We start from the raw sequence: 12,923 nt of genomic DNA on the forward strand, positions 1-12,923 counted from the left end.
AAAATCCAAAATTGGGATATTATTTGATTAATGAAGATACTAACGTCCCCAAAACCCAATATTTTTTTAAAATTTTATATCCAAACCTCTAACTCGAATCTCAAACCTTTTATTTGGATATCTTGAAACAAGAAATGATATACATGAAGCCGTATTGGACAGCGAAAATAAAAGCAGATGGAAGAAACGCTGAGAATTTTGGTTGTAGACGATGATGAAGTAGACCGTATGGCAGTACGCCGTGCGCTGATGCAAGCAGGTGTCAAAATGGAACTGTCTGAGGCTGGTGATGGTAATAAAGCACTACTCGCTTTAAAAAATAACACCTATGATTGTGTTTTCCTAGACTATCGCTTACCAGATCAGGATGGCTTGACCCTAATTCATCGGTTACGTGCATCGGAAATCAAAGTTCCTTTAGTAGTTCTTACCGCGCAGGGAGATGAACAAATTGCTGTCGAATTGATGAAAGCTGGCGCTACAGACTATCTGGCAAAATCTCGTGTATCATCAGAAACTTTGGCACAAGTTTTACGTAATGCTATTCGAGTCTACCGCGCCGAAATGCAAGCAAGTTTGGCACTTCAACAATTGAGAGAAAGTCACGAGCAACTCATTCGCAAAAATCAAGAACTAGAAAGACAACGACAACAAATTCAACTGCAAAACTTCAAGTTAATCGAAGCATCGCGGCTAAAAACTCAGTTTTTGGCTAGTATGTCTCATGAGTTACGTACACCCATGAATGCAATTATTGGGTTTTCGCAAATATTACTGCGTCCTAAGTTCGGTCAACTGACACATCAACAAAGAGATATGATCGAACGGATTCTGAATAATGGCAAACATTTATTGATGCTATTAAATGAAGTTCTCGACTTTTCTAAGTTGGAATCAGGAAGACTAGAATTAAAAGCAGAGTTATTCAATTTAAAAACAGTAGTAAATGCGACTATTGCTGAAATACAATCGCTGGCGGAAGCAAAAAAGTTATCTTTACAAGTGCAGATAAATTTAGAAAATCCTTGGATATTTAATGACTCGGTGCGTGTGCGCCAAATTTTAGTGAATCTGCTATCGAATGCGATTAAGTTTACAGAAGCAGGTAGTATCTGGGTAGAAGTCAAAGAATTGTCTGGTAATCGTGTAGCGATCGCCGTTCGTGATACAGGTATTGGTATAGCTACCAAAGATTTCAAACACATTTTTGAAGCATTTCGCCAAGTGGATCAAAGTATCACTCGTAAATATCCTGGTACAGGATTGGGTTTAGCAATTATCGATTCCTTAGTGCGGATCATGGGTGGCACAATCTGTATCGAGAGTCAACTAGGAATCGGTTCGATGTTCAAAGTTGAACTACCCCGACAAATATCATCCCCAGACGAAGCCGGAAAAGTCCCGGCTTTAAATGTTGATGGTGAAAATATTTTTTTCTCCGCTCACAACCCTCATCAATCTTCCCCCCAGTCCCGCCCAACATCAACCAAGTATCCTAACTTAAAACTATAAATCCCTAGCATAAAAATTGATTAATCATGTCTGTAGTGGAAAAGCCCAAAATTGATCGAATTCTTGCTGTTGATGACACTAAAGATAATCTGATTTTGGTTCAGACTATTTTAGAAAGTGAAGGATATCAGATTGATTTAGTTTCTAATGGTAAATCAGCTTTACAGCACGTTGAACAATCTCCGCCTGATTTAATTCTGCTTGACGTAATGATGCCAGGTATGGACGGTTATGAAGTCACCCGTCGCATTCGTCAGAACCCAGCGATTAAAAGTTATATTCCAATTCTGCTGATCACGGCCTTTCATGAATCTAGCGTTGTCGAAGGACTTGATGCTGGTGCGGATGATTTTATTCGCAAACCTTTTGATACAGATGAACTGTTAGCGAGAGTGCGATCGCTCATGCGGCTCAAGCACAGTTTAGATGAACAGCAAAAAATGACGCGCCAAAGGGAAGACTTTGTATCCCGTCTTACCCACGATTTACGCACCCCCTTAGTAGCCGCTGATCGAATGCTGGATTTGTTTCAACAAGAAACATTTTGCCAGATTTCGCCGGAAATGAAACAGGCGATCGCTGTCATGATTCGCAGCAACCAAAACTTAATGCAAATGGTCAATACCTTGCTAGAAGTTTATCGTTTAGACGCAGGGAAAAAGACCTTTAATGATGAAGTCTGCAACTTGCCAGAAATAATTCAAGAAGTAGTGAGCGAATTAGCACCACTGGCCAGTGAGAAGAATTTAAATGTAAAATTAGACATCAGTGCTTTAGCCCAAAATCAAACAGATCCTGGTGTAGTTATGGGCGATGCTCTAGAATTACGCCGTGTGTTTAACAACCTCCTGGGTAATGCCATTAAATTTACTGATACAGGCGGCATCACAATTCGGATTTCCGAATCATCAAATAATGGTAAAAATTGGGTAATCATTGCCGTTGAAGATACAGGTTACGGCATCGCCCCTGAAGACCAAGCAAGCATTTTCGAGCGGTTTCGTCAAGGCAGAAATAAACGTTCTGGTAGTGGCTTAGGGCTGCATCTCTCACATCGCATTGCCGAAGCTCATGGTGGTAACATTACAGTTGCCTCTGAACTCGGTAAGGGTAGTGTATTTACAGTGCGATTATTAAAAAATATGTAAAAGACTGGGGAATGGCAATTAGAAATCGGGTAGCAGTTACTGCCCCCACTGCTTTTGTCTGTCTCAATCCTGACAAAGTTCATAAGTTGAACGAGGCTCTGGTTTTTTCCGTAACAAACGGCGAACAACCCTCTCTAAATCTTCAATCAGGAATGGTTTGCTGATGTAGTCATCAAACCCTGCCATCAGAATGCGTTCTTGATCTTCTCTGGAGGCTAAAGCCGTGACTGCCAATACTGGAATTTTATAAGTTAGCGGATCTTGTTTAAGATAACGCACAACTTCAATTCCACTTAGACTAGGTAACAAAATATCTAACATTATCAGGTCTGGCTGATACTCTTTAGCGACTAAGAACGTTGAGGAACTGTCTGATTGACAGATGAATTTACAGCCAAGAGATTCAAGGGCATAACTAATTAGCAAGAGATTATCATCATTATCTTCCACTGCCAAAATTAAAGGCTGCTGAGAGTTTTGCTGCTTTTCATCGCTGATAAATGAATGTGCTAGATACATCTTTTCTCCAGAAAAATCAACGGGGATTTATCGTCTTTTTTGAGATTGCAGACGAGTCATGCCCCAAGGGATAGGATGGAGCGGATTGAGAATTAGCTTTTATTTTAATTTTGTACAGTTGAGTGGCAGAAAAAATATTAGTCTTATGGCTTGAGCAGATACTTCTCGATTATACGCAAAATTACATATTTTTTTAGCAAAACTTTATCAAAATTTGATATAAAAAATTCTAAATTACTGTATAGTCCATGTTGCAGCTACTCTCGGTAGAGTTAAAGATACAAACTGATAAGTATAGTTGCTTGGCTATATTGCAGGCGATCGCAATAAATTAGCTACAACAAATTAACTGTGAACTTTAGTGTTTCCCCGCTAGTCTCAAAATATTTAATACATGACTCTCTACAACATTACTTTTTGTAGTAAAATATAATACAAAATTATTCAAAATGGAAAAACTCAAAATATAGATTTGTTACTGCACATAATTTCAGGAATACATAAGCATAGCAATCTAATTTTATTTATAAAACGAAAATTTAATCAATAATGCACAATGAGTCAGATAAACCAGAAATATCAGACAATGGACGAGATTGAAAACTTGATCACAAAATTCAATAACTGCACCCTAGCACGTTCTGAATGGAATCATTTGACACACTTAACAGTTGCAATATGGTAGCTAACTCAGTATGAGGAAAAACAAGCGATAAATTTAATTCGTCAAGGTATTCAGCGCTACAACACAGCCATGAATATCTAGACTACGCCCAACGGTGGCTATCATGAAACGCTGACACTGTTTTGGATTTACATAGCCCGTAATTATTTAGCTATTCTTGATACCAAGATTTCTGTAGTGGAGTTAACTAATTTTTATCCCTAAATCTTCAAACACCTACATCGCCATTCCTGAGAGTATTCTAAAATGACCAAATGCCTTGTTAATCTATAACTTTTGAGAGGATGCCCCATGACTATTTGGGTAAATGAGCAAATTGATCCGTCTGGTATGATATATGCCTGTATTGCCTGTTGTAATGAGACTCAAGCCAACGATTGTCATGAGTCTTTTGACAAAAATTTGACCGAAAAACAAAAAGCAGACGGTTGGACAGCAATATTAAGGATTGTTAATTCTTGGGATGAAGTTCCAGTTAATGCCTTGAAACTTGATTAATCCATTTTAGGTGAAGGGAATAGGTAGCGATCGCTGACTTGGAGTAAGTGAAGATATTTTAAGGTTAAAATAGTCAGGCTTCCGAGAATATGCTACTTTCCGCAGCCACAGCCCGCCTGTCGCAGATAACATTTATATATGAATAATGCTACACAAGAACAATTAAAAGGAAAATTACAGCAGGCAATGGTTGCTGCTTTTGGCGATGAATACGCCAGAATAGATCCGAGTTTGGTTCCTGCGGGTAATCCTAAATTTGGTGATTATCAAGCGAACGTGGCTTTATCCCTGAGTAAAAAATTAGGACAACAACCAAGAGCGATCGCCACCGCTATAGTAGAAAAATTAGATGTCTCAGAAATCTGCGAACCAGCAGAAATTGCAGGTGCTGGTTTTATCAACCTGAAACTAAAAACAGCTTACCTGGAAGCACAACTGAAGGCTATTTACTCCGACTCTCGGTTAGGAGTTCCCCAGGCGAAAACACCGCAGCGGGAAATTGTCGATTTTTCCAGTCCGAATATTGCCAAAGAAATGCACGTCGGACACTTGCGTTCCACAATTATTGGTGATTCCATCGCTCGGATTCTGGAATTTCGCGGACATGATGTTTTGCGGTTAAATCATGTGGGTGATTGGGGTACGCAATTTGGGATGCTAATTACTTACCTGCGGGAAGTTTATCCCCAAGCCTTAACTACCGCTAACGCTTTAGATATCGGCGATTTAGTCAGCTTTTACCGCCAAGCTAAACAGCGCTTTGATGCTGATGAAGCTTTCCAAGAAACAGCACGACAAGAAGTTGTCCGATTACAAGCAGGCGCAGAAGATACCCTTCATGCTTGGAAACTGCTGTGTGAACAATCACGCCAAGAGTTTCAAGTTATTTATGACTTGCTAGATATCCATTTAAATGAACGGGGTGAATCTTTTTACAACCCATTGCTACCCACAGTTGTCGAAGATTTAGCAAAATCCGGTTTACTTGTAGAAAACCAAGGTGCAGAAGTCGTTTTCTTGGAAGGGTTTACTAACAGAGAAGGTGAACCTTTACCTTTAATTGTCAAGAAATCTGATGGTGGTTATAACTACGCTACAACAGATTTAGCCGCGTTACGCTATCGGATTCAACAAGATGAGGCAAAACGCATTATTTATATTACAGATGCGGGACAGAGTAATCACTTTGCCCAATTCTTTCAAGTAGCACGCAAAGCTGGCTGGATTCCTGATGATGTGGAACTTGTGCATGTTCCCTTTGGTTTGGTGTTAGGGGAAGATGGGAAAAAGTTCAAAACCCGTTCCGGGGAGACAGTGCGGCTGCGAGATTTATTAGATGAAGCAATTGTCCGCGCTCGTGCTGATGTAGAAAATAGATTACAAGCAGATGAGCGGACTGAAACAGCAGAATTTATTGCTAATGTTGCCCAAGTGATTGGTATTAGTGCAGTTAAGTATGCTGACTTGAGCCAAAACCGCACCAGTAATTACATCTTCAGTTACGATAAAATGTTGGATCTCAAAGGCAACACCGCACCTTATATGCTCTATGCTTATGCGCGGATTCAAGGTATTAGTCGTAAGGGTGGTATTAACTTTGAAGAATTGGGCGATAACGCTCAAGTCATATTAGAGCATGAAACAGAATTTGCCCTAGCAAAGTATTTACTGCAATTGGGTGAAGTTATTAGTACTGTGGAACAAGACTTATTGCCCAATCGTTTATGTGAATATCTGTACGAATTGAGTAAAAAGTTTAATGTATTCTACGATCGCAATCACGGTGTCCGGGTTTTAGAAGCAGAAGAACCACAGCGCACATCCCGTTTGGTTTTGTGTGATTTGACAGCGAAAACCCTGAAGCTAGGACTATCCTTATTAGGCATACAAGTATTAGAAAGAATGTAGATCAGGTAAAGCTACCTTCTACCTTCACCTAATTTTCAAGATGCAATGCGTGAGCCTACTGTATCATGAAAAAGACCAAGCGTTAGCGATAATGGGGAGGCTTTCTAACTTCGGGAGCCATATATCTGCTCACTCAGGATTCAGGACTCAAAACGCAAAACTTCTATGTTAGCAGGCAAAATTTTGCAGGGTGGAAAATATACCCTCACCCAAGAAATCGGACACGGTGGCTTTGGTATTACGTTTAAGGCTACGCATCACTACTTAGGTCAAGATGTAGTGATGAAAACTATTAACGAACGCTTGCGGCAACATCAAGATTTTGCCAAGTTCGAGCGCCAATTCCAAGATGAAGCCAGACGACTAGCTACTTGTATCCATCCCAATATTGTGCGGGTTAGCGACTTTTTTGTAGAAGATGGGCTACCCTACATGGTGATGGAATATATTCCTGGTGAAACTTTAGGCAATGCCTTTGTACTGCCAGGAATACCTTTACCAGAAGCAACAGCAATTCATTACATCCGCCAAATTGGGGCAGCTTTACAGGTAGTTCACAATAATGGTTTACTGCACCGCGATATTAAACCAGACAATATTATCCTCCGCCAAGGCACTCAAGAGGTAGTACTAATTGATTTTGGGATTGCGCGGGAATTTAATAGCGGTGTGAAACAAACTCACACAGGCATAGTTTCTGAAGGCTACGCACCAATTGAGCAGTACCTGACGCAAGCACCGCGCACACCAGCTACAGATGTTTATGGTTTGGCAGCTACCTTGTATGCTTTGTTGACAGCACAGGTTCCCATGCCAGCATTATTGCGCGATCGCGAACAAATGCCATCCCCCAAGGAGTTACAACCCCACCTGAGTGCAGCAGTCAATCAAGCTGTCATGCGCGGTATGGCTGTTGAGTCTCGCTTTCGTCCGGCGACAGTGGCAGAATGGCTACAAATATTGCCTAGTAGTGAAGTAAATGGCGTACTTCAAGGCGCAGCAACTCATACAGTCGCAACAGTGAATTTATCGACACAGCCAAAACAACCGATTTTCGATCACAAAAACAAGCGATCGCCAATCAATTCTGTTACGGCAATTGGCAAAAAACTAGCTTATTCTAAAGTATTAATTGGTGTAAGTGTAGCCTTAGTTGCGGCTACCGCAGGTTTTGGCGTTACTAGTATATTTTCTCATAATACACAGCCCCAACCATCTGCAAAGCCTCTGTTTGCTAACCCCACAACTGAATCAACCGAAAATACCTCTAATCCTCAAATTTCCCCATCGCCTGTGGAAGCAGCAAGTAATACTGCCAAAAATACTCAAACTACAGATGGTGCTGAATCGGCGTATATTTCTAGACGACGCAAGCGCAATCGTCCGACATCCGCAGCGGAATCAACAAATAACAACAGCCGCACTTCTTCAGAGAATACATCATCAACTAACTCAGAAACTGCTGCTCGTGAAAATCCTAAGCAGGCGGCTGTTTCGCCTAACACTTCTTCTTCTTCACTAGTAGACAAACTCAGAGCGTACCGTTCAGAACGGGAAGGTTCTCCCAAGCGATCGCCTGTCAATACTTTACCAGCTGCTGGTAATCAAGCTACCCCAAATCCATCAGGTAAGCGATCGAATCCTGTAGTTATCCCAGTACCAGCACCAACCACAGAATCAAAAAGCTCAGATTCTTCCGCTGTGGTTGTACCAATTGTGGAAAGTAAGCAAAATTCCTCTGCTAACACTCCATCTCAAAAGGATGAAAAGCCACAAACCAATGGTAATTAAGTAGAGACGTTACAATGTAACGTCTCTTAACCGTATTGATTTGTCAGTGTAGGAAATTAATTAGGTTGATGGTGGATAGATATAGCAATAGCCAAGGTAGTTAGGACATCGGTAGATGATAAAACTTAGACACCAAAGATTTTTAATTCTGCCCCCTGTCTCCTGCTATATCTTAAAAATTTTGTTGTAGATTTAAAAGTATTTAAAAATACAGAAAATAAAAGCTAAAACAAAGTGAAGAAATTGGTTTTTTGCGTGGCAAAATTATAAAATTACAATCGTAACTAGAGATACAGAAATTAAGTTGTAGTAGTCTCTACATCCTATTTCCGGGCAATTGAGTACAGCTTAATATATCGTAAAATAACTTGCCTAAATCGCTGCAAATTCTTACAGGCAAAGCATTTGATAGTGAGTACCTCAATTCTTAAACCCCCACCCAACAAATACTAGTACCCCTACTTTGAAACACTAGTACCCCCACCCCAAGAGAAATTTTAAATTAATCTAAAATCAAGCGTTGAAGTGCTTGAGTACAACCTTAATAAATCCAATAAATCCAACGGACATAGAGTGTACTGTCCTGTTGGGAGTCGCCTGATATAAGCATAAAAATAGCACAAGGCTTTTTTACCCAGGCAGTAACGATGCAACAGTCATTAGACAGTAATCACCAAGCGCCAGATTCTGCAAATACATTCCCGCTGAAAAATTTACTCTCTGGCGTTTATTTTGAGCCATTGTTGAGTGATTTTCGGATTATTTTTGAACGTGATCCCGCAGCACGTAATTGGTTGGAGGTTGTGTTTTGCTACCCTGGATTGCACGCACTGTGTTTACATCGTCTCGCCCACTGGTTGCATCGTCGAGGAATAGTTTTCTTTCCTCGCTTAATTTCTCATATTGGGCGATTCTTGACAGGAATTGAAATTCACCCAGGGGCAGAGATTGGTAAAAGCGTATTCATCGACCACGGGATGGGCATTGTCATTGGTGAAACTGCGATTGTGGGAGACTACACGCTGATTTATCAAGGTGTCACCCTAGGCGGAACTGGTAAAGATAGTGGGAAACGCCACCCAACAGTGGGGAAAGATGTTGTTATCGGTTCAGGTGCGAAAGTTTTAGGGAATATTCAAATTGGCGATCGCGTCCGTGTTGGTGCAGGTTCGGTTGTCTTGCGCGATGTTCCTCCTGATTCCACAGTTGTCGGCGTTCCCGGCCGGATTATCTCTCGTAAAGATAGCAACCACTCTCCCCTAGAACACAACAAACTTCCCGATGTCGAAGCAACTATCATTCGTTCCTTACTTTCTCGCATTGAACAACTGGAACAAAAACTCAAAAGTCAAGAGTCAATAGCAATTCAAAGGACAAATGACAAATAATACCTTAGGCGAGCAAGTTTTACAGATTCCGTTGAGCGATCGCTGGCGAATCTATCACCGTTTGCAAGAGTTGATGATTCCTTGTTCTTGTCCGCCAGATGGTTCTTTACGGGTACAAGTAAATAGTTTACTAGCAGCTATTTTAGTCCGCAGTACCGTTATGCAATGTCTAGCACCTCGCCAAGAATTACTGAATTGGTTAGAACACTGCTGGTATTTGTAAACTCTGTGCTGGAAAACAGAAAAAAATCAGCTTCTCAAATATCGTTAATTCTGTTTTTTTCAGTCTCTTAAATTGCATTCTCAACCTTTAATTCTTATCTATACTTATCTGTTCTAAGCCGAATTATGTTTACCCGCACGAAAGAGATAAAATTCATCAATTTTTTACATACAGAAATCGAACTTACTAATGCAGATATTGCTTTAGCATTGCGACACAAAAAATTTGATGATGCTCCCTTACCGATGCTGCTTTGGCAATATGGACTGGTTAACTTAGAACAGCTAGAACAAATTTTAGATTGGCTAGATGCCCAACCATAAGACTAATTCGTAATTCGTAATTCGTAATTACTTAATAAAGTTTGACGAGAGCTTGGTTTTTGGGTTTGAGTCTGAGTAAGTAGACGTAAAGCAGCTTCTCACTAGACATCGCCAGCTTAAAGTTTTTGGCAAAAATGACTTGAAATTATCGGGAGATGACACTATGATTTCTAGCTTTATTTGCGGATTTATTTTCTTATCAATTTCGAGTCTAGTTAATAACTATCTCGGCTATCTTCTACTCGAAAAAATCTTAGCTGACAATGGTAAAAACAGTTGTTAAATTATACTCTCGTTTTGTTTTCTGTCATACAGATGCGTTATTTCTATTTGGGTAACATTAAAGAATGATGAAGACAAAATATTAATTGTATTAATTTATAGCGTTTACCATTACTCAGCGTTGCGGAAAATAGTTAACGCTCCAGAAAGAATATTAAGGAAAATTCCTCAGAGGCTGTTTGACATGAGTGAAATCATAATTAATGACACTACATTGCGCGATGGCGAACAAGCAGCAGGTGTTGCTTTTACCTTAAAAGAGAAAGTTGCGATCGCCAAATTTCTCGATGCTATCGGCGTACATGAACTAGAAGTTGGGATTCCGGCGATGGGTGAAGAAGAAATCCACGCCATCTCAATGATTGCTGACTTGGGTTTAAAAGCCAACCTCCTAGCTTGGAACCGTGCTGTCATCTCAGATATTAAAGCTTCCATCGCCTGTGGAATGCAGCGAGTACATATTGCGATTCCAGTTTCCGGTATCCAAATCGCTGCAAAATTTCATGGACAATGGCGAGTAAGTCTGCAAAGACTCAAAGATTGTATCAGTTATGCCCGCGATCGCGGCCTTTGGGTTGCAGTCGGCGGTGAAGATTCCTCCAGAGCCGACGAAAGCTTTTTGTTGGATGTCGCTCTGTATGCTCAAGAATGGGGTGCATCTCGATTTCGCTTCTGTGACACCGTAGGTGTTCTCGATCCTTTCACCACCTACAAAAAAGTAAAGCGCCTCGTTTCCTGGTTGTCGATCCCTGTAGAAATCCACACCCACAACGATTTCGGCTTGGCGACAGCTAACGCCTTAGCGGGGATTAAAGGTGGAGCATCATCTGTTAACACCACCGTCAACGGCGTAGGTGAAAGAGCCGGTAACGCCGCATTAGAAGAAGTTGTCATGGCCATCAAACGCATCTATGGCTTAGATATGGGGATTAACACACCCCGTTTGTTGGAATTATCACAACTTGTAGCAGCAGCCTCCGGTGCTGGCGTACCACCTTGGAAGGCGATTGTGGGCGCAAATACCTTTGCTCACGAATCTGGAATTCATGCACACGGCGTACTACAAAACCCCCATACCTACGAACCCTTTGCACCTGAAGAAGTAGGTTGGGAACGACGTTTAGTTGTCGGTAAACATTCTGGAAAGCATTTGGTATCTAACTTGCTCCAACAGCATGGTATCTTTCTCAACCCCGAAGAAACCCAGTCTGTTTTAGATGCAGTTCGCCAACAGTCAGTTAAGAAAAAACGTAGCCTCACAACAGAAGAACTTTTGAACTTGGTAAAAGAACAGAGGTATTCTCATGCAGCCCGATGAATATGAATTAGAGTCAGAACCCGATTTTGAAATTGGGGAAAAAGTCAGACTCCGTAAACAAATTAAAAATGATGGGACATTTCCCGGTAGAGAAATAGGTGAGATTTTAGCGAAAAAAGGAGACATTGGCTACATAGCAAGTATAGGTACTTTTTTACAACGTTCTTATATTTACGCTGTGCATTTCTTAGATAAAGGAATCGTTGTTGGTTGTCGAAAAAGAGAATTAGAATCTGCTGAGGAAAATCATGAAAGTAATGCTACGGATGAATGATGCAGGCAATTTAACGGTTTACGTCGCTAAAAAAGATTTAGAGGAAGAAGTTGTTAAACAAACTGATGGAGAATCAGGAAAAATTCTTACTTTAGCCAATGGTTGGGAACTAGAATTCCGTGAAATCCCAAATGCAGCCAACTTACCTCAAACTGTAGAAGCTAAACGTTTAGTTTAGAATTACAAGTCAACAGTAAAGAGAGAAGGTAAAAGGTAAAAAACAATTTTTCCTTCTTCCTTTTTACTTAGCATGAGCAACAACACCCCAAAAGTTTGGGGTTAATTATTTTTAGTTTAAATTTTGAGTAACTAACAATGGGTGACAAATATTTCAGGCTATCGGAATTGAACCTAGAGGGGCAGTTTCTAGGTTTTACTGGTATGAAATCAGGAAAAGCTAAATATTTGCAATTAGCAATTTCATCGGGAAAATTACACATTAAACTAAAGAAAGAGTTACGCCACTCTCTAGGCTGTTCTTTAGTAACTGGTGAGCAAATTCGCGTTTGTGGTATCAGTAAGTTAAATACGCATACGGGTAAAATTAAAATTAAAGCACATCAAATAACACCACTTGATACTTGCCAACATCAAGAATTAACACTGCAACCACAAGCCAAAATTATGGTGTGTCAAAAGTCTGGTTGCATCAAACGAGGCGGTAAAGGCTTATTATCAGAATTAGAAAAAACTTTGTGCGATCGCGGTTTGTTAGACAAAGTGAAAATCGAACACACGGACTGTCAAAAGCGTTGCAGCAGCGCACCTAACTGTGTTTTACAGCTTGGTAAAAAGAAATACAAAAAACTTCATCCAGAGGCGATCGCATCTTTGGTAGAAAATCACTTAGGGACTTCCAGAGAATAAAGTATACAACTTATGAAAATGATAATCATTCTGGTGGCGGGAAGGGAAAGGTTGCTAACGGCAACCTTTCCCTTCCCTTTTTGTAGTAAATTCAATGATGATTCGATTTTGGATGTGCATAGGTGTCAATGGAATTAACAGATTCACTAAAGCATTTGTTGAAGGAAACTGCACAGCAATTAAAAGG

At 40.4% G+C, this 12,923-nt stretch carries 13 protein-coding genes; 12 read left to right on the forward strand and 1 reads right to left on the reverse strand.

The genetic code is table 11. The features are described 5' to 3' along the window. The first annotated feature begins 177 nt into the window (after positions 1 to 177). Both IQ259_RS20275 and IQ259_RS20280 read left to right on the forward strand, forming a co-directional pair. A complete protein-coding gene (locus tag IQ259_RS20275) occupies positions 178 to 1,512 on the forward strand; it encodes an ATP-binding protein (protein WP_193887801.1) in 1,335 nt (444 codons plus the stop codon). Positions 1,513 to 1,538: 26 nt separating this feature from the next. After that, a complete protein-coding gene (locus IQ259_RS20280; RefSeq protein WP_193887802.1) occupies positions 1,539 to 2,660 on the forward strand; it encodes a hybrid sensor histidine kinase/response regulator in 1,122 nt (373 codons plus the stop codon). A gap of 63 nt (positions 2,661 to 2,723) precedes the next feature. Here IQ259_RS20280 and IQ259_RS20285 read toward each other — a convergent pair whose 3' ends face one another. Beyond that, the gene (locus tag IQ259_RS20285; protein ID WP_193887803.1) at positions 2,724 to 3,179 is read right to left on the reverse strand and encodes a response regulator; all 456 of its coding nucleotides are present in this window, start codon (positions 3,177 to 3,179) and stop codon (positions 2,724 to 2,726) included. Positions 3,180 to 4,155: 976 nt separating this feature from the next. Between IQ259_RS20285 and IQ259_RS20290 the strand changes: the two genes are divergently transcribed. The 10 genes from IQ259_RS20290 (at position 4,156) to IQ259_RS20335 (ending at position 12,736) form a co-directional block, all read left to right on the forward strand. After that, entirely contained in the window at positions 4,156 to 4,362 is a 207-nt protein-coding gene (locus tag IQ259_RS20290) for a glycogen debranching protein (RefSeq protein WP_193887804.1), read from the forward strand. Between the two features lie 138 nt (positions 4,363 to 4,500). Continuing rightward, positions 4,501 to 6,270: an arginine--tRNA ligase gene (gene argS / locus IQ259_RS20295; protein WP_193887805.1), complete on the forward strand. Its 1,770-nt coding sequence runs from the start codon at positions 4,501 to 4,503 to the stop codon at positions 6,268 to 6,270. 165 nt (positions 6,271 to 6,435) lie between these two features. After that, a complete protein-coding gene (locus tag IQ259_RS20300; protein ID WP_193887806.1) occupies positions 6,436 to 8,061 on the forward strand; it encodes a serine/threonine-protein kinase in 1,626 nt (541 codons plus the stop codon). 647 nt (positions 8,062 to 8,708) lie between these two features. Continuing rightward, on the forward strand, positions 8,709 to 9,449 hold the full coding sequence (gene cysE, locus IQ259_RS20305) for a serine O-acetyltransferase (RefSeq protein ID WP_193887807.1): 741 nt from the start codon (positions 8,709 to 8,711) through the stop codon (positions 9,447 to 9,449). Further along, positions 9,439 to 9,672: an Asr1405/Asl0597 family protein gene (locus IQ259_RS20310; RefSeq protein ID WP_193887808.1), complete on the forward strand. Its 234-nt coding sequence runs from the start codon at positions 9,439 to 9,441 to the stop codon at positions 9,670 to 9,672. The genes cysE and IQ259_RS20310 overlap by 11 nt, the downstream gene beginning before the upstream one ends. 125 nt (positions 9,673 to 9,797) lie before the next feature. Then, positions 9,798 to 9,995 carry a DUF2949 domain-containing protein gene (locus IQ259_RS20315; RefSeq protein ID WP_193887809.1) on the forward strand — a complete coding sequence of 66 codons (198 nt, stop codon included), beginning with the start codon at positions 9,798 to 9,800 and terminating at the stop codon, positions 9,993 to 9,995. 466 nt (positions 9,996 to 10,461) lie between these two features. Next, a complete protein-coding gene (gene nifV, locus IQ259_RS20320) occupies positions 10,462 to 11,595 on the forward strand; it encodes a homocitrate synthase (protein ID WP_193887810.1) in 1,134 nt (377 codons plus the stop codon). Continuing rightward, positions 11,582 to 11,869 carry a nitrogen fixation protein NifZ gene (locus tag IQ259_RS20325; protein ID WP_193887811.1) on the forward strand — a complete coding sequence of 96 codons (288 nt, stop codon included), beginning with the start codon at positions 11,582 to 11,584 and terminating at the stop codon, positions 11,867 to 11,869. Before nifV ends, IQ259_RS20325 begins: the two co-directional genes overlap by 14 nt. Continuing rightward, a complete protein-coding gene (gene nifT, locus IQ259_RS20330; RefSeq protein WP_193887812.1) occupies positions 11,844 to 12,047 on the forward strand; it encodes a putative nitrogen fixation protein NifT in 204 nt (67 codons plus the stop codon). The genes IQ259_RS20325 and nifT overlap by 26 nt, the downstream gene beginning before the upstream one ends. A gap of 137 nt (positions 12,048 to 12,184) precedes the next feature. Then, positions 12,185 to 12,736 carry a (2Fe-2S) ferredoxin domain-containing protein gene (locus IQ259_RS20335; protein ID WP_193887813.1) on the forward strand — a complete coding sequence of 184 codons (552 nt, stop codon included), beginning with the start codon at positions 12,185 to 12,187 and terminating at the stop codon, positions 12,734 to 12,736. Positions 12,737 to 12,923 lie beyond the last annotated feature (187 nt).

The sequence above is a fragment of the Fortiea sp. LEGE XX443 genome, from assembly GCF_015206815.1.
GTDB lineage: Bacteria > Cyanobacteriota > Cyanobacteriia > Cyanobacteriales > Nostocaceae > Nostoc_B.

Excerpts from the sequence above, each read along its gene's own strand:
- IQ259_RS20280 (WP_193887802.1), top strand. The coding sequence starts at position 1,539 with ATGTCTGTAGTGGAAAAGCCCAAAATTGATCGAATTCTTGCTGTTGAT.
- IQ259_RS20310 (WP_193887808.1), top strand. The coding sequence starts at position 9,439 with ATGACAAATAATACCTTAGGCGAGCAAGTTTTACAGATTCCGTTGAGC.
- IQ259_RS20300 (WP_193887806.1), top strand. The coding sequence starts at position 6,436 with ATGTTAGCAGGCAAAATTTTGCAGGGTGGAAAATATACCCTCACCCAA.
- cysE (WP_193887807.1), top strand. The coding sequence starts at position 8,709 with ATGCAACAGTCATTAGACAGTAATCACCAAGCGCCAGATTCTGCAAAT.
- IQ259_RS20290 (WP_193887804.1), top strand. The coding sequence starts at position 4,156 with ATGACTATTTGGGTAAATGAGCAAATTGATCCGTCTGGTATGATATAT.
- IQ259_RS20275 (WP_193887801.1), top strand. The coding sequence starts at position 178 with ATGGAAGAAACGCTGAGAATTTTGGTTGTAGACGATGATGAAGTAGAC.
- IQ259_RS20285 (WP_193887803.1), bottom strand. The coding sequence starts at position 3,179 with ATGTATCTAGCACATTCATTTATCAGCGATGAAAAGCAGCAAAACTCT.
- IQ259_RS20335 (WP_193887813.1), top strand. The coding sequence starts at position 12,185 with ATGGGTGACAAATATTTCAGGCTATCGGAATTGAACCTAGAGGGGCAG.
- nifV (WP_193887810.1), top strand. The coding sequence starts at position 10,462 with ATGAGTGAAATCATAATTAATGACACTACATTGCGCGATGGCGAACAA.
- IQ259_RS20315 (WP_193887809.1), top strand. The coding sequence starts at position 9,798 with ATGTTTACCCGCACGAAAGAGATAAAATTCATCAATTTTTTACATACA.
- IQ259_RS20325 (WP_193887811.1), top strand. The coding sequence starts at position 11,582 with ATGCAGCCCGATGAATATGAATTAGAGTCAGAACCCGATTTTGAAATT.
- nifT (WP_193887812.1), top strand. The coding sequence starts at position 11,844 with ATGAAAGTAATGCTACGGATGAATGATGCAGGCAATTTAACGGTTTAC.
- argS (WP_193887805.1), top strand. The coding sequence starts at position 4,501 with ATGAATAATGCTACACAAGAACAATTAAAAGGAAAATTACAGCAGGCA.